This window comes from Telluribacter sp. (assembly GCF_035998675.1).
Classification (GTDB): Bacteria; Bacteroidota; Bacteroidia; order Cytophagales; family Spirosomataceae; genus Telluribacter.
The window spans coordinates 132,337-148,358 of the sequence record NZ_DASYHI010000023.1; the positions used below are offsets into that span (position 1 = coordinate 132,337).

Annotated in this window: 8 protein-coding genes; 2 read left to right on the top strand and 6 right to left on the bottom strand. The window is 51.7% G+C overall.

Translation table 11 applies throughout. The features are described 5' to 3' along the window. Nucleotide 1: 1 nt before the first annotated feature. Entirely contained in the window at nt 2-3,076 is a 3,075-nt protein-coding gene (locus VGN67_RS21430) for a TonB-dependent receptor (RefSeq protein ID WP_327488977.1), read from the bottom strand. A gap of 273 nt (nt 3,077-3,349) precedes the next feature. On the opposite strand from VGN67_RS21430, the gene VGN67_RS21435 reads away from it, so the two are divergent. Both VGN67_RS21435 and VGN67_RS21440 read left to right on the top strand, forming a co-directional pair. Continuing rightward, on the top strand, nt 3,350-4,120 hold the full coding sequence (locus VGN67_RS21435) for an SDR family oxidoreductase (protein ID WP_414717355.1): 771 nt from the start codon (nt 3,350-3,352) through the stop codon (nt 4,118-4,120). An 84-nt stretch (nt 4,121-4,204) separates the two neighbouring features. Beyond that, nucleotides 4,205-4,945, top strand: a complete 741-nt coding sequence (locus VGN67_RS21440; protein WP_327488979.1) for an IclR family transcriptional regulator — start codon at nt 4,205-4,207, stop codon at nt 4,943-4,945. Between the two features lie 110 nt (nt 4,946-5,055). Here the strand turns inward: VGN67_RS21440 and VGN67_RS21445 are convergent, their stop codons facing one another. From VGN67_RS21445 to VGN67_RS21465, 5 genes are all read right to left on the bottom strand, one after another. After that, entirely contained in the window at nt 5,056-7,338 is a 2,283-nt protein-coding gene (locus tag VGN67_RS21445) for an FAD-dependent oxidoreductase (protein ID WP_327488981.1), read from the bottom strand. Between the two features lie 47 nt (nt 7,339-7,385). Further along, nucleotides 7,386-9,419, bottom strand: coding sequence for a glycoside hydrolase family 2 protein (locus VGN67_RS21450; RefSeq protein WP_327488983.1), 2,034 nt, complete (start codon nt 9,417-9,419; stop codon nt 7,386-7,388). Nucleotides 9,420-9,430: 11 nt separating this feature from the next. Beyond that, nucleotides 9,431-11,179 carry a sodium:solute symporter family protein gene (locus VGN67_RS21455; protein WP_327488985.1) on the bottom strand — a complete coding sequence of 583 codons (1,749 nt, stop codon included), beginning with the start codon at nt 11,177-11,179 and terminating at the stop codon, nt 9,431-9,433. A gap of 137 nt (nt 11,180-11,316) precedes the next feature. Continuing rightward, nucleotides 11,317-13,827: a glycerophosphoryl diester phosphodiesterase gene (locus tag VGN67_RS21460; protein WP_327488987.1), complete on the bottom strand. Its 2,511-nt coding sequence runs from the start codon at nt 13,825-13,827 to the stop codon at nt 11,317-11,319. Between the two features lie 256 nt (nt 13,828-14,083). Then, nucleotides 14,084-15,997, bottom strand: coding sequence for an FAD-dependent oxidoreductase (locus tag VGN67_RS21465; RefSeq protein ID WP_327488989.1), 1,914 nt, complete (start codon nt 15,995-15,997; stop codon nt 14,084-14,086). Nucleotides 15,998-16,022: the final 25 nt, after the last annotated feature.

Consider the following 16,022-nt stretch of genomic DNA (forward strand, 5'->3'; position numbering starts at 1 on the left):
ATTAAAAGGTGATGTCGAGGCCGAGGGAGTAGGATCTCATGACCGGGAATGCATTGATCGAAGTAACGCCGAGGGCGGTGTTGATGCCATTGGCCGGACCACCCACCGGATAGAGCGTGGTGTTAGTTTCAGGGTCCCAGCCTTTCCATTTTGTAAAAGTGAGCAGGTTTTTGCCGCTCACAAATACTTTGCAGTTAGCGGCTCCGATTGTCTTAGCGACTTTGTCGGTCAGGCTATACGACAGGGATACATCCTGCAACCGCACGAAATTGCGCTGAAAGAATTCGCGTCCCCCGGCGGGGGTGGAAAGCCACGGATTGGGATGGATGCCACCCGGATTACGGGGCGACCAGAAATCGGTAAAATCGAACCAGTTTGAGTTAGTGGCCTGACCGGGCGTACCGTTGTACCCGTAGGGAACGTTGGCGCTCAGGTAACTGTTTTTGCCGCCCTGAATGGAATTGATGAACGCCCGTAGCGTAAACTGTCCGTAAGAAACGGTATTTTGAATTCCGAACGAATAAGCCGGTTCGGTATTTCCAAGAAACTGCCGGTCATCGGCAGCCGTAATTTTTCCATCCTGGTTTACGTCCTCTATGCGGTAAGTACCCGGCAGAAAACCCTCCAGTTTTTCGTCGGTTAGCTGGTAGATTCCCTGCACCTTGTAGTTGTAAATGGTTCCAATGGGTTTGCCAATAAACAAACCACTGGCAATCAGGTCGTCTTCTACGCCATCATTGTTAAGGTCTTCGCCCAGAATTGAGACCACTTTGTTGCGGTTTCGGGCGAAGTTGACCGTCACGTCCCACGATAACTTGTTGGTTCGCACGGGCTGACCATGCAGCATAAACTCAAAGCCGGTGTTGTTAATCTGCCCCAGATTGGTAAACACCTTGGAGAATCCTGACGTTTGCGGCAGGGTTTGCTCCCACAAGAGGTCTTTGGTATTTGAGTTGTAGTACTCCACGTTGCCGTCGATACGGTTGTTCAGGATGGCGAAGTCAAGCCCGATGTTGATACCCCGCGTCCGTTCCCATTTCAGGTCGCTGTTAGCCAGGGACGACACCGAACGCCCGATGGCCGTCAGTCCGCCATCACCAAATACGTACTTCGATGCGTCGGTAGCCGACACCCGCGCCAGCGAACTGTACCGACCTACCTTGTTGCCGTTTTCGCCGTAGCTGCCCCGGATTTTCAGGAAGTCGATGTTGGGTACTTCAAAGAAATTCTCTTCCGAAATTACCCAGCCCAACCCAATTGAGGGAAAAATACCCGTCTTATTATTTTTTGAGAATCCACTAAACCCATCCCGTCGAACGGTAGCTTTGACAAGGTACTTGCTGCCGTAGTTATACGATACACTACCGAGTTGGTACAAAAGGGCTTCTTCCCAGGCTTCGGACGAAATTTTCTGCACCTCAGCTTGCTGCAGACTGTTATACGACAGGTTCAGATCCGAAAAACCTGTTCCCGACGCTACCGTACGGTTAAACTGAGAGGTGTTGTAACCATATACCGCCGTTACATTAATATTATGCTTGCCAAAGCTGCGGGTGTAGTTAAGGATGTTATCTAAGGTTTGGTCATACTGGGTGGCATCGTTTTTGGCCGCCGACCCCGTTTGACCCGCTCCGTAGATACTTGATGTGTAGTTCTTGAAGAACTTCAGGTTGTTGCCAAAATTGAGCCGGTAGCTGAAACCCGGAAGAGACGGAATCCGCACGATGCCGTAGAAATTGCCCACCAGACGGCTCTGTACTTCGTACCGGTCGTTTTCGGCTGCCAGGAACGGGTTGACGTTGAAATCACCAATCGGGTTAACGATGTAGTTGCCGCTAGCATCGCGGGGCAGCACGAGCGGATTAGTACCCACGATAGAATTCATGTCGGGCGAATCTTTATAGAAATTGGTAAACGAACCCGACGTATTGGCTCCCACTGTTAGCCACTTCGTCACCTCGGTGTCAATGTTGGTTCGAATGGTATAGCGGGCATAATCGTCGTTTCTGATGAACCCCTTTTCGTTCGTGTACCCGCCCGAAACGAAGTAGTTGGTCTTGTCGGACCCGCCCGAAATGCTGACGTTATGGTTCTGGATGGATGCATCCTGCGTCAGGTCGCCGTACCAGTCGTAGTCATTACCGGCAGCTACGCCCGCCACCGAGATGGGGAACAGCTCCGAGTTGGCAAACGTCCAGGCCGGATTCAGTTCTGTATAGCCCGACTCTTTGGTAAAGGCCGTGAGGTAGTTGATGTCTCTGATTTTTTCTAAGAACGCATCCCGACGCAGCAGTTTTGCATTGATGGTTGGCGACGAAACCGCGAAATTACCAGAATAGGTGATGGTTGGTTTGATCGAGGCCCGGCCCGTTTTGGTCGTTATCAGCACAACCCCGTTTGCCGCCTGCGAACCGTATACAGCCTTACTGCTGGGATCTTTCAGCACATCAACGCTGGCCACGTCGGCGGGGTTAATATCCGAAAGCCGCCCGTTGAAAATAATCCCGTCCACAATAATTAGGGGCGAGGTGTTGCCGTTGAGCGTCGAGGTACCGCGTATGCTAATGGAGGCTTCTTCGCCCGCCCGGTTAGTCTGGCCAATGGTGAGACCGGGCAATGAGCCTTTCAGTGATTGCAAAATACTTACATTCGGAGATTCTTTGAAAGCAACCAGGTCAGCCGAAGCAATGGAGCCCGTCAGGTCTTTTTTCTGTTGGGTACCGTATCCTACCACAACTACCTCATTGAGCATCCGGTTGTCTAAGGCCAGGGTAGGACTTATCACACCTCGGTTGTTAACCGCAATTTCCTGAGGTTGGTAACCTACAAAAGAAAAAACCAGCACGGGTTGGGGAGTGGTTACCCGGAGGCTGTACTCTCCGGAAGCAGTGGTAGTGGTACCCGAAGAGGTACCTTTCTCTACGACGTTTACGCCGGGCAACGGTTGCCCGGCCTCATCCAGTACTTTGCCGGTGACGGTAGCCTGGGCCCACGACATTCCGGAAACCAAAACCCCCGCCATCATCAGAACGACGAAGGCTAAGAGTTGTGGTTTAAGGGTGTAATGTTTGTTCATAGTTAGAGGTTTATTTTATAATACTGAATTATAGTTTCACAATGCAATAATATAGTACAATTTCAATTAATCAAAATAAAATAGGATTTTTGCCTTGTAAAAGGAGTTGCGTGAAAGGTATAGATCTTGGTATTCTCCAATAATTATTAACCAGCATACCATTGTTTACTTGTTTTATTACTAAATGTGTATCTGAAAAATAATTTTCAACATTCTGAATTTTTATTTACTATTGCAATGTTTAAACAATACTTACTTTAACATAGATAAATAATGAATATCCCTGGATTATTTTCATTAACTGGTAAAACAGCTCTGGTAACGGGTTGTAAAAGAGGCATCGGAAAAGCTATGGCAATAGCCTTAGCCGAAGCCGGTGCGGACATTATTGGCGTTTCTGCTTCGCTTGAAACCAACGACAGTGAAGTAGAGCGGGCCGTAGTCCAAACGGGGCGCGCCTTCAAAGGGTACCAGTGTGACCTCAGTGACCGCCAAGCCCTTTATCAGTTTATTGAAATCGTCAAAAAAGACTACCCTATTATTGACATTCTGGTCAATAACGCGGGTACTATTCTGCGCAAACCAGCCCATGAACACCCGGACGAGTACTGGGACCAAGTAATAGAAACCAACCTGAATGCTCAATTTATTCTGAGCCGGGAGCTTGGTAAAGAGATGGTTCAGCGTGGGGAGGGCAAGATTATCTTTACCGCTTCCCTGCTTACCTTTCAGGGCGGGGTAACGGTACCGGGCTACGCGGCAAGCAAGGGGGCCATTGGGAGTCTGGTAAAAGCCCTGGCCAATGAATGGGCCGGTAAAGGCGTCAACGTAAACGGGATAGCTCCGGGCTACATCAGTACGGATAATACGGAAGCCTTACGCAATGATCCGGAGCGAAGCACTTCCATTCTGGCGCGTATTCCGGCTGGACGCTGGGGTACCCCCGACGATTTTAAAGGCATTACGGTGTTTCTGGCTTCACAAGCCTCCGACTATGTACACGGAAGCCTGGTGCTGGTGGATGGTGGATGGATGGGGCGCTAATTTAATATTATGAGAGTATATAGTAGCTAATTCCTGAACTCCTTTATATTTGTGCCGCTATAACCTCACTACTTCCACCCATATATGGTATTAGTTATTATCAAAGCGCTTGATATTATGGAATTGGTCGCGCAGGATCAGGAACGGGCCTATACCCTCACCGAGATCTCGGAAAGACTGGATCTGAATCAGGCAACCTGCGCCAATATCCTTAAAACGCTGGTCAGTAAGAATTACATTGAACACCTGGGCAGAAAGAAGGGATATAAGCTGGGCCCCATGGCTTTTAATCTGACTAATAATCTTTCTTATAATCAAAATCTTATAGTTTCGGCCCGGGATGTGATGGAAGCGCTTACCCTGGAACTGAACGAAACTTCATTGTTGGGCATTCTGCGAAATCAGAAAAGGTACATCCTCCATATAGTACATAGTGACCAGGATTTGCAGGTAAGGAGCCGTACCGAACGCAATGTGTACGAAACGGCGACCGGCAGATTACTCCTGGCCCACCTGGCACCCAAAGAGCGGGAAAACTTTATTCAGGCCAATGGCTTGCCACCGGTAAGTACCTGGAAGGATGCGGCGACTCTACCTGAACTGGAGGAAGCGCTGGATAAAATTAAAGCGGAAGGGTTTGCCTTTACCCTTGATTCGGTAAAACACATAGTTGGACTGGCTGCGCCCATACGGAAAGAAAGTAAGGTAATAGCCGCCTTGAGTATTTTTCTTCCCGAATCCCGGTACTCCGGTGCTCGAAAAAAGCTCCTGATGCTATCTCTGAAAGAAGCGGCCGATAAAATTTCGGAACGAATGCAGCAGTAGTTGTTTGAATCCTGTTGCCAGCCCCGGCTAATAAATAACCGCAGGAAGTAAAAAACAGAGCGGTAAAAGAAATTACCGCTCTGTTTGCTTTATTATCCAATCAATCAATGTTATTCCGGGTAGCAACGTACCTCAAATACCGCCGCGGGAGAATTTTCCGAAGGGTGTTCGACCCGTAGCTGTAGCTTTGAAGTACTTAGGGGTTCGGCAAATGAGATAGTATTCCGGGTCTGGTGGTTGTCTCTCTCCTCATAAACTATCCGTCCCTGGTCGTCCAGGAGCTGGTACTTGCGGATACAAAAAGGAGCAATAAATTCCGGATGCACCATCAGTACGTTTTCGGAGGGGTGGTCGTGGTCGGTATCAAAAAACAGCTCAACCCTCCCAATATTTTGCTTTTCGGGCCAGGTCAGGGTCAGCATAGGGTTTAAGTCAGCAAAATCGGCGACCCAGGCGTTGGGCTGGCTGGTAGGGCGCTGAACGCCGTTGCGGATGTTCTCTGGTCCAAAACAACGGAGACCTTCCTCAATTTTTAAAGCCAGGTTTTTTCCTTTGGGGCGGCGCTGCGGACACCAGAATTCAAAGGCATCCACGCCGATATCTTCCGTGGGCTCCTGTTTACCGTAATTCGACACGGCCGGATTGATGGAATTAAACACCGACAACAGCCCCGTCACCCGCTGGCTGGACATTTTTAGTGACACTTTCGGATTGTTCCCTACCATCAGGTACGCGTAGGCAGGTTCAGTCAGGACGGAATCAAAAGCAAGCTTGACACAATTACGGCCTTTTTGTAAGGGTACCACCTTTTTTTCCAGGATAATATCGGGAGAATGGCTGTCCTTACGGCTGCAAATGCGGAGTTCCACTTCCAGTTCGGTAGGTCCGTCGGCGTAAGGATGAATCGTAACCTTTGGTACTATACCAGCTTGCAGGGGCAGCATCTGGGCGGTAGCAAATTCCATCGGTTGTGGCTTGGCCTCTTCCGGTAGCTCGGTAAGTACCATTTCACTTGAAGCCTTTATGCGAGCTTTTTGTACCAGATCCTTTTCGTCTTTCAAACGGAGATTTGGAATGTGCTGACCACTTTTCAGTAGCTCGGTTTGCAATTCTGCCAGGCCGTTTTGTTCAAGCAGCTGGCGCGGCTGAATTCTCTTTTTTGAACAAAGCGCGGCCGCCATTCCTACCGCCTGACCGCCGTGGGCCGCCGTAGCCATAACTCGCGTCGAGCCAAAGGCGACGTGCGAAGCAGAAATGATACGACCGGCAAGAAATAAGTTACTGATATTGCGCGAGTAGTAACAGCGGTAGGGTATCCCAAATATTCCCTTGCTGTGCCACTGATTACAGCCGGGCTTTTCGCTGAATACGCCGTCGGCCGGGTGCAGATCAATGCTCCAGCCACCAAAGGCCACATCGTCGTCGTGGGCGCGCTGCTCCACTATATCCTGCTGAATCAGCATATAGTCTCCTTCAAACCGGCGGCTTTCGCGCTTGCCGGGTATAGTACCCACCCATTCGAGCGTCAGATTTGCAGCTTCGGGAAAATTACCCGAGTTCTTAATGTAGTTCCATACCCCGTACACCACTTTCCACAACTCCCACTTGATGGTTTCGGTATCGTGAACGGTATCCAGTCGTCCCCCGTACTCTACCCACCACAGCTTGCAGCCAAAGTCCTGCGCGTTGAAGCTCCGGAAGCGAGGTATTTTGGTAATATCATCCAGCGCAAAGCTGGGTGGCACAAACCGAATGGGACGACCCACATCTTTGGTATAAAAGTACAGGGAATGCCCCAGCAGCTCACCGTACTCTTTGGTAGGGGCGAATTTTTCTCCGAACTCCTCGGCCGACTCGGCTCCCATCCGAAAAGCCGCTCCCGACAGAAAGCCCACAATACCGTCACCGGAGGCATCACAAAACAGCGGCGCCGAAAGCTCATAGCGGGTGGAGTTCTGGCTGCAGAAGCCAATTACCTTGGAAATAGTGTCGAATCCTTCCTTCTCCACTTCAAATACGGCCGTATTCAACAGCAGGGTAATGTTGGGCTCCTCCACGACCTTTTCCAGCAGAATGGTATCAAAAATCAGGGGGTTGCTGTCGGGATTTCGGTAGAGGTTCTCAACCAGGATTTCATCAATAACGCCACCTTCGCGCGCCCAGCGATTGTTGTTGCCCATGTGCGAGGTAGCCCCCAGTACCCATAGCCGTACCTCCGAAGAAGAGTTTCCACCCAGTACCGGGCGGTCCTGTACCAGGATTACTTTCGTACCCGCCCGGGCCGCCGTAATAGCGCCGCAGGTCCCGGCCAGTCCTCCCCCCACAATCACCAAATCGGCTGTAAAGGCAAGCGTTTTGGCGGTTCTTTTATCAGTAGCATCCAAATGCATCATACTCTTTTATTTATATAGTGTGGATAATCCACGGTGGCTTTATCCACTCATTCCTGGTAATATTTTAAATCAATTTTTTCCTCAACCGCTACAAAGCCCGTTGGCTTCATCACCCTGACTTGTACTTCCTTTTCAAATCCCCGTACCGGTACTGCTATTTCCGTACTACCCCCGGGTTGCAGATCCGGAATAGGCAAGGTTTTGTCACCCGCAATCAGGGTGTAATTAATAACCGGATAGGCCGGAAAATCGGCCCGGGCTTTTACCCGAAGTACCAGCTGATGTACCCCCTGCGCACCGGGTGTAAAACGGACCTTCTCCACTGTTACGGGCGACATTTCTTCCTGATAAACCTGATATACAGGTCGGGGTGTTCGGTCTGGTCCTACTATTCCCCACGGGCGGTAGCCGTTGGCATTGGTACCGTGGAAGCGGCTCTGGTAATCGTTGTAGGTCCACCAGGAAGCACCCACCACGTAAGGACGGCTCCGGATTTCCTTCATGATATCAAGCAGATGCGCTACCTGCCCTGGCTCCCCGGTCTCGGTGTCGGCCCGGCGGCCCCACTCGCTGATGAAGATAGGCTTGTCGGGGTAGAGCTGGTGGATGTGGTCCAGTACTTTGGCGTGGTTGCCGTAGGTATTGGTCGAGACAAAATCCACGTACTGACTAGCCTCGTCTTCGGGCTTTTTAGGAAGTATATTTAGCCGCATGGAGGCGAAAGTATAGAGCCGGGTGGGGTCCAGTTCGCGGGCGTAGGCGATCATATCTTTGGTCCAGCGCTGCCCGGCGGGCTGCTCCGACAGGTACTCGTTCCCGACACTGTAGGCAATGACACTGGGGTGGTTCCAATCGCGCTCGGCCATTTCCCGAAACTGGTTTTTGAAATTTTTCCGGATGGAATCCGTGTCCATTTGCGTGGGGGTCAGCTGCCAGTTACCGGCTTCGGTTATGATGAGCATGCCGTAACGGTCGGCCAGGTTGTAAAAGTATTCGCTGGGTGTATAGTGCGTCAGACGCTGCAGCTCCATGCCTGCTTCCTTCATCAGTTTAAAATCCTTTTCAACCAGCCAGTCGGGCTCCATCGAGCCCAGGCCCGGGTAGTCTACTACCCGATTACCCCCTCCTACTTTAATGGGCTTGCCGTTGAGCAGGAGCTGCGCGTTGCGTACCTCTACTTTTCTTATTCCAATATTCGTAGTCAACGTATCGCCCGGAATAGTTGCCTGAAAACGATACAGGTTGGGAGAGTCCAGGCTCCACAGCTGTACCTGCGCCCTCGGGATGGTCGCTTCGGCTTCGAGTATACCGGTTTGCCCGGCAGCAATCCGCCCGTTGCCACCTTTCCAGTTTAGCGTCAGCGACTTATCGTTGTAGAAAACCTGGTAGCTGGCTTTGGGAGTAACGGCTTGCCCGGTGGTATTTCGAACCCGTAGCTTCACCCGGATTGCGGCGGTACCAGCCGCTAAATCGGGGGTAGCTTCCACCTTGATGTTTTCCGCGTAAACCTCCGGCTCCACCGTCAGGTATACCGGACGGCTGAGGCCGCCGTAGTTCATCCAGCCCATAAAAGGATCGTTTGGCTGGTTGTTGTCTTTGCCGCCGGGGATGGTGCCGGGCTGCCAGGTATCGTTGTTGACCGAAACAGCCAGCCCATTTTCTCCTGCTTTCAAAAACTCAGTTATGTCAAAATGGAAAGGTGTATAACCTCCCTCGTGTTTCCCAACCTTTTGATTATTCAGCCACACGTCAGTCATGTAATAGGCGGCGGCAAAGTGCAGGATCACGCGCTTACCCGGCGTAGGCTGCCAGGGGAACTGCTTGCGGTACCAGACGGTACCTGTATAAAAACCATAGCGCGGGTCCACCGAAAAGTTATGCGGAACGGTAACTTTATCCAGGCGACTGGTAGGTACTTTGTCGCTGTACCACTCACCCTTCAGGCCCATTTTAGCGGGATCAAGGGCAAAGTACCATTCACCCTGCAGGGGAATAGCGTTGGTTTCCCGAATCGAATATTGTCCGAAGGAGGGTGCGGAAAAAAGAAAAGAAAATAAAAAAAGGTAAGCGTACTGTTTCATTAGTTGTTGGTTTAATTTCTGGTAAGGGTTTCTTTATCCTTCCTGTTCTGATCGACTGCGGATTCTTCCGGGGCAGTAGGCTTATTTGTACTTGTCCACCCCACCCAGGCCCCTATCGCTACAATAGCCATACCAATGCCCGCGATCAGGCCTACGTCTTCGCCTGCGTTAATACCCAAACCGGCAATGCCCAGCCCGGTAATAGCCAGGCTGATGGCGATGGCTCGCAGGGCAAAGGTGTTTTGTGTGGCAGAAGCTGCTTCCGCCGTGGCTGCTTCATTAGGTACTTTGGCTCTGGCGAGAGTACGTCCGTCCAGCCACTCCTGGTACTGAATGTACTGTCGGTCCTGTTCTTTATTTCTATAAAGTACCCACTCAAAAAGAGCCAGTAAAAGAAACGGAAGCCCTACCCCCACCGACATTTCGAGCGCGCGGCTCAGCTTGAACGCAAAGAAGGCGGGGGTAACGAATTTAAAAAATAGCCCCGTACCCAGGCTCACCAGCGATACGAACAGGATGGAACGGGCGTCTTGTCGTTTGGAAAAAAGGGTCCATACGACCGGCAGCAGCAGCGAACCACCCGAGATAGCGCCTACGCTGAGTACCAGATTAACCAGGCCGCCGATATGGGGTACCGCCAAGGCAATGCCAATGGTGATAAAGCCAAAAACAACGGTCATCAACCTGCCTACCTGCACCTGTACGGTTTCGGAAGCTTCCGGATTGATCAGTTTCTTGTAAACATCATTGGTAAATACCGCCGCCAGCATGTTCAGCAGGGTATTGGCGGTACTGGCCGTAGCCGACACCATGGCCGCCAGCATCAAGCCTATGAGTCCGGCCGGCAGTACCAGCTGGGCCATGAGCATGTAGGCTCCTTCGGTTTCCAGACCGCTAAGGCCAGGGTTCAGGGAGCGGTAGATCATGGGCGGCAGCATCCAGAGGAACGGACTGACCGAGTATAAGCCAGCAAAAAGGTAGGCTACCTTTTTAGATTCGCGGGGGGTACTTACGCTGGTGTAGCGCTGCACAAAAGCCCAGCTGCCGCCGATATAAATAATATGATACATGACGAAGGCCAGTGTAAAGCCGAGGGTATATTCACCATTAAATACCTTGAAGAAATCGTCAGGTACCTTTTGAACAAATGCCCCGAAGCCATCGGTACGTTCCAGCGCCAGGGGTACTACAATCAGGACGGCGGCCAGCAGAATTACAAATTGCAGTACGTCGGTAACCAGTACCGCCCACAGTCCCCCCATGGCCGTGTACAGGATGACCATCAGACCCAGTACGATGATGCAGGTTTCGAGCGAGAAGGGAGTAGCCACGTACACCAGCTTCCCCACCGGATACAGTACCCCACCGATGGTGAACAGCGTGAACAGCGTTAGCAGGTACGTAAACAGCTGCTGCACCCGGGTACCAAGCCTCCGGCCAATGTACTCAGCAGCGGTCATGGCGTTGGTCCGCTTCCAGCGGGCGGCGATAAAATACGCCGTTACCAGTCCACCAATACACATGGATAGCTGTATGGTAATAGCCACAAACCCCAGGTCGTAGGCGATGGAGCCCCATACTACAAAGGTACCTGCCGACAAAAAACTCATGAACAGCGACAACCCGCTTACCCACCAAGGAGCAGCTTCTCCGGCGGCAAAGAATGATTTGGCGTCGGTACCCGTACGGGAAAAGGCCAGCCCCACCAGCATCTGGAATACCGCAAATACGGCCATTACTATAAAATCAAGTTGTTGCATGCACTATGGTATTGTTGATTTTATGTGTTTAAATGCAGAGAAAAAAGAGGTAAGCGCAGAGTTTCGCAGAGGGAATATTTTTCCTTCGACATTCAGCAATTGATACTCGCAAATTAATCTCTCATTCACTTCTGCTATCATTCAAAATTGACTACTTCCATTCCCCAGGCAGGGAGCTGTTTTTTTACCGGGCTACGCTGCGCCATAGTGATATTAAACTCGGTCGGTTGCGCGCGGTTGTTCAGCAGGATGACAAACCTTTTGTTGCTATCAACTGCTTCGGCCAGAATATAATCCACGGAGGGATTATTGATTTTTACCCAGTCTTCGCTGATGACCAGTCGGGCCTTCTCGCCGTTGACGGTACCGGGCGCGAAGCCGTAGGTCTGGTGTGGTCCTACCTTCGGTGTGATGAATCCACGGGGGAAGGATACCTTTCCTTTTGAGCGAAGTTCAGCTTCGGAGAGCAGGTAATCGGTAATCCAGCCGATCTGCCACCACGCATGGTGCGGGAAGGGGCCAGCGCCCCGGTTCATGGCGTTCCAGTAGTAGGAGGCCACGCTGGTTTTGTGGTCCACAAAGGCATCACGGCCGATAGCGGCGGCCCGGGCCATGTCGGCAAACAAGGTTTCGCCGGTCAGCTCATACATCCGGATAAATAGTCCCGCGTGGCTGGCCAGCTGGATGGGACCTGTGCGGTTGGCAGATCCAAAAATTCCACCGTGCTCAAAGCTAAGTCCGGCCTGAGCAATCTCCCAGTCTTCGCGCTGGATACCATTTACATTTTTGATTTCCCGGTCCGGAATAGGATGGGTATAAACAGAGCTGGTGTAGATTTTGGCCGCTTTGATGGCCGCATCTTTATAAGTTTCATTCTTTGTTATGTCGTACAGGTCCAGCAGGGCCTGGGCCGACTGACCGGTAGCGAAGTCGGGTGCGTAGCGGGCATCACCACAGACGCCCAGAAAGCTTCCCCGGTTCACCCCATTTTTCACAAACCAATCCGCGCCTTTTTTAGCGGCTTCGAGGTACTTCGGATCTTTAAGCATTCGGTAGGCAACCAGCAAACCGTAAAAGGTAGGACGGTAATCGGCCACATCCTGAAAAAGTTCGTTCAGGCTTTTATGATCGTAGGCTACGGCCCAGCTCCCGTCGGGTTTTTGCCATCTGAGCAGGTTCTCAGCCCCCAGCCGGAGGCGCTCTTTCAACTCTTTGTTTTCCGGCTCGAACAGCAGCATGTTGCCCACGTCCAGCATGATGTAGTAGGTCACAGCCATAGGTTCTACTATTTCACCCCACTCTTCCACAAACTTCTTCCGCTTCGCCAGGTAGTACTGCCCGATGGCTGCTCCCTGAAAAAAGCCGGGCTCGGTTTGCTGCTGGGTGAGTTTGAAGTTCAGAGCGTAGGGTATTACGTTTTGGGTCAGGTCCGGGTCTTGCGTAGTGTGGGCTAGCATCCACATGGCGCCGTAGTCGGAGTTTTTCATGGCGTCCTTCTGCGAGCCGACCACGGCACCCAGGTACGACTGCGCCCCAATTTTAAGCCCCTCAAACTCCTCAATATTCCACAAGGACGTTTGCGGGTCGGTGAGGTAGTGGTGCATCTGCTCGATCCGACTCGTTAGTGACTGCTTGCTTTGCCGCAGTTCCAGCCCTTCCTTAAACTTATAAATGTCATAAATCGCATGCTTGAGAGTCTTAAACCAGTCACCGTCCACCAGGCTGTACCGGTAGTTGTAGCTCAGCTCCTGTCCGGCTTCCCGGCCCGACTCGTACTCACCCAGTACCGGGTAGTAGAGGGTGGGCGAAAGCTGTCCCTTGCGGTTGCGGTGCGACAGGCCCACTTGCCATTTGGTTTGGGTAATCTTGTTCTTTTCCCACGGATCACGGGCCAGGCCAGGCTCGGGAATGACGGTCATCGTTACCTCACTCTGAGTACTCAGTAGCGGTGCCAGGGTACTGGCGGTACGTTCGCGGTAGATAACGGGCAGCTTGGGTACACCAAAACCGTAGGCGTAAGCCTTGGCAAAATTGTCCTGCAGGTAGTTGCCCTGAAAATAGCCAGGTACCGAAGCCCAGCCCATTTTTTGGTCGGGCAGAGTAGCTACCGACGGGCTGGCGGCCGAGAAGTACCCCTTCTTTTTGGGGGTGAGGGTCTGGGTCACCAGCACATCCGTTGGGTACTTTTCATCCAGTTTCCAATCTGTCGTCAGGGTTGCGACATCGGTTTCAGAAACAAACCGGATGTGATTCTTACCCAGCTGTTTACCTGACGAAGGAAAGAAATGATACGCTTTTCCGGCAGTATTGAGGGCTACCGCCGTGGTACTTTCCTTCCACTGCTCCTGCTGTAAGTGGTAGTTATCCTCGGGGAACTTACCTCCGGTACTTTTTTCAAATCCCCGGGCCGCCTCACCGGATGGTTTTTCCTCCGAATAAATCAGCGTATACTCCCCCGAAGGTGTGAAATCATTGTTCCATTTTTCCCCTTTGAGTACGGCTACCCTTTGTATCTGCCACCCCTGCGGGCTTGCCTTCCACTCTACCTGAAGGTGGCTGTTGTTTAGTCTTAAGGTTGTCTGCGCCTGGGTTGCCAGGCTTACAACCCCCAGCAGGGCCATCAGAAATACCGTTCGTAGTTTGTGCATTGTTTTTTTCATTGTAGTGTAGCCCCTACGGGGCTTTCTCACTTTTCCAATTATGGCTGCTACTAAAGTGTCGCCCCGCTGGGGCTTTTATTCATGACCCAGGCAGCAGCAGTACCACTTTATTCCCGAAGGCTTGCCAGCACTATGTAAAGCTATCAACTGCCCCGGAGAGTCAGACGGCCAAAGCCACGACTCGTAGGTAGTTCTAATCCATTTCAGAATAGGAACGGCCGACCGTTCCTATTCAGCATTCGTTTCACGACACCTGCACCTCATCCAGGTAGCAGCGTACTTCAAAGATTTTGGCGAGTGGGTCGCCGTTTGTTTTAAGTACCTTGATGCGGATGGATTCTACTTCAACTGGTGCAAAAATGTGCTCTACCCGTCTAAGATAGTTGTTCTCTACCCGTGCCACTTCCTGGGTACCCTTTTTGGTTTTAACCTCAATGGTATAATCAGAAATGGTTTCGGGCTGAGCATGCCGCTCTTGACTGTTATACACACCATTATCGGAGGAAATCAGCAATCGGCGGTGTAGCCCCGTATCGAACATGAGCTGGATGTTGTTGATTTTTACCGGTTTGTTCCACGATAGTTCCAGCCAGGGTTCGCCCGCCTTCATATCGGCCCGCCACTGGTGGGTTGTGCCATCCATGACATCGCGGTTGTAGCCGTCGAGTACCTGGGCCGCCGCTCCTTCCTTGGTTTCGGACGAAGCCTTTACTTTTGCCAGACGGGCCAGGTCTTTCATGTCCTGGTTTTTCACGCCCAATATAGGCTGGTCCTGCCGTAGCAGCAACTGCTGATAGCTGGCCAGGTGCGCCTCCTGATTGGCCAAAGTAGCCGGTTTAATGTTATTCTTTGTGCAGTATGCCATGGCTGTACCAATAGCCTGCCCCATGGTAGCGCAGGTAGCCATAACCCGGGTCGACGACAACGCCACGTGCGATACACTCACGTTACGGCCCGCCATCAGCAGATTCTTGATATTTTTACTGTATAATGATTTAAAAGGAATTGAGTAAGGCGCTTTGAGCGGAATGGAAATATAAGGTACCATGTCGGTGCTGCTCATGCCCTCGGGTGGGTGGTCGTCGAGGGGCCAGCCGCCGTAAGCAACCCGGTCGGGAAACAGCTTGGCCGACTGCACATCCTCCTGCTTCATGATATAGTCACCGATCAGGCGGCGGCTCTCGCGCTTCCCGGGAATCATACCTACCCACGACAGGGCCCAGTTTTCGGATTCAGGATGGTTGCCGGAGTTTTTGATGTAGTCCCACACACCGAAGAGGATCGTCAGCAGGTCATGGCGGAGCTTTTGTCCGTCCTGGATAATATCCACCATACCGCCCAGTTCCAGCCACCAGTAACCGAATTCAAAGGTATTGATCTTGCGGTGCACGAAATCCTTTTTGGTAAATTTCTTGGCCCAGACGGGAGGCGTGTAAGGCATGGGACGGTCGTGCTGGCTGGACATGAAAAGCAGGCTGTTGCCCATCGATTTGTTATCGGCTTTATCAATGGCCAGTGATTCACCCCATTGTGACTTGGCTTCGCGGCCCCGCATGTACTCGGCACCGGCTATAGCGCCCAGCGTGGCGTCGCCGGTACAGTCGGCGAAGTACTTGGCTTTTATTTCGTAGATTTCTTCGGTCTGCGAGCAGATGGCCCGGATCATCTGAATTTCGCCGTTGGCTACCTCGGCATCGTACAGGACCGAGTCGAGCAGAAGTGTGATGTTCTTTTCGGAAATAACTTTGTCATACATCACAAAGTCCCACATTTCGTAGGAACGCTGCTGGTTGGTCACGGCTTCGGTCAGGAAAAGCTCTTCCAGAATACCCGTTTCGCGCCATACCTGCCGCAGGGCCGTAGCCCCCAGTACGTGCATCCGGATTTCGCTGCTGGCGTTTCCACCCAGGCGGGAACGGTCCTGAATCAGGATGACTTTGGCGCCGTTGCGAGCGGCCGCCAATGCGGCACACACACCGGCCATCCCGCCACCGGCGATCAGGACATCGGTTGTGTACTGTTTCTTTTGGTATACTTCTTCTTTGGCTTGCTTCGCCAGTTCTTCGGGTGTTTTGCCAAACAGGGTAATCGGGCTGGCTAAAAAGGCTCCGGAACCAAGTCCGACCGCTTTTAAAAATCCTCTTCTTTTGGTTTCCATTCCGGGTAAGTTTAGACTTTTGACA

What these genes read in the sequence shown, in the direction of transcription:
- VGN67_RS21430 (WP_327488977.1), bottom strand. Translation starts at nt 3,076, where the DNA reads ATGAACAAACATTACACCCTTAAACCACAACTCTTAGCCTTCGTCGTT.
- VGN67_RS21435 (WP_414717355.1), top strand. Translation starts at nt 3,350, where the DNA reads ATGAATATCCCTGGATTATTTTCATTAACTGGTAAAACAGCTCTGGTA.
- VGN67_RS21440 (WP_327488979.1), top strand. Translation starts at nt 4,205, where the DNA reads ATGGTATTAGTTATTATCAAAGCGCTTGATATTATGGAATTGGTCGCG.
- VGN67_RS21445 (WP_327488981.1), bottom strand. Translation starts at nt 7,338, where the DNA reads ATGATGCATTTGGATGCTACTGATAAAAGAACCGCCAAAACGCTTGCC.
- VGN67_RS21450 (WP_327488983.1), bottom strand. Translation starts at nt 9,419, where the DNA reads ATGAAACAGTACGCTTACCTTTTTTTATTTTCTTTTCTTTTTTCCGCA.
- VGN67_RS21455 (WP_327488985.1), bottom strand. Translation starts at nt 11,179, where the DNA reads ATGCAACAACTTGATTTTATAGTAATGGCCGTATTTGCGGTATTCCAG.
- VGN67_RS21460 (WP_327488987.1), bottom strand. Translation starts at nt 13,827, where the DNA reads ATGCACAAACTACGAACGGTATTTCTGATGGCCCTGCTGGGGGTTGTA.
- VGN67_RS21465 (WP_327488989.1), bottom strand. Translation starts at nt 15,997, where the DNA reads ATGGAAACCAAAAGAAGAGGATTTTTAAAAGCGGTCGGACTTGGTTCC.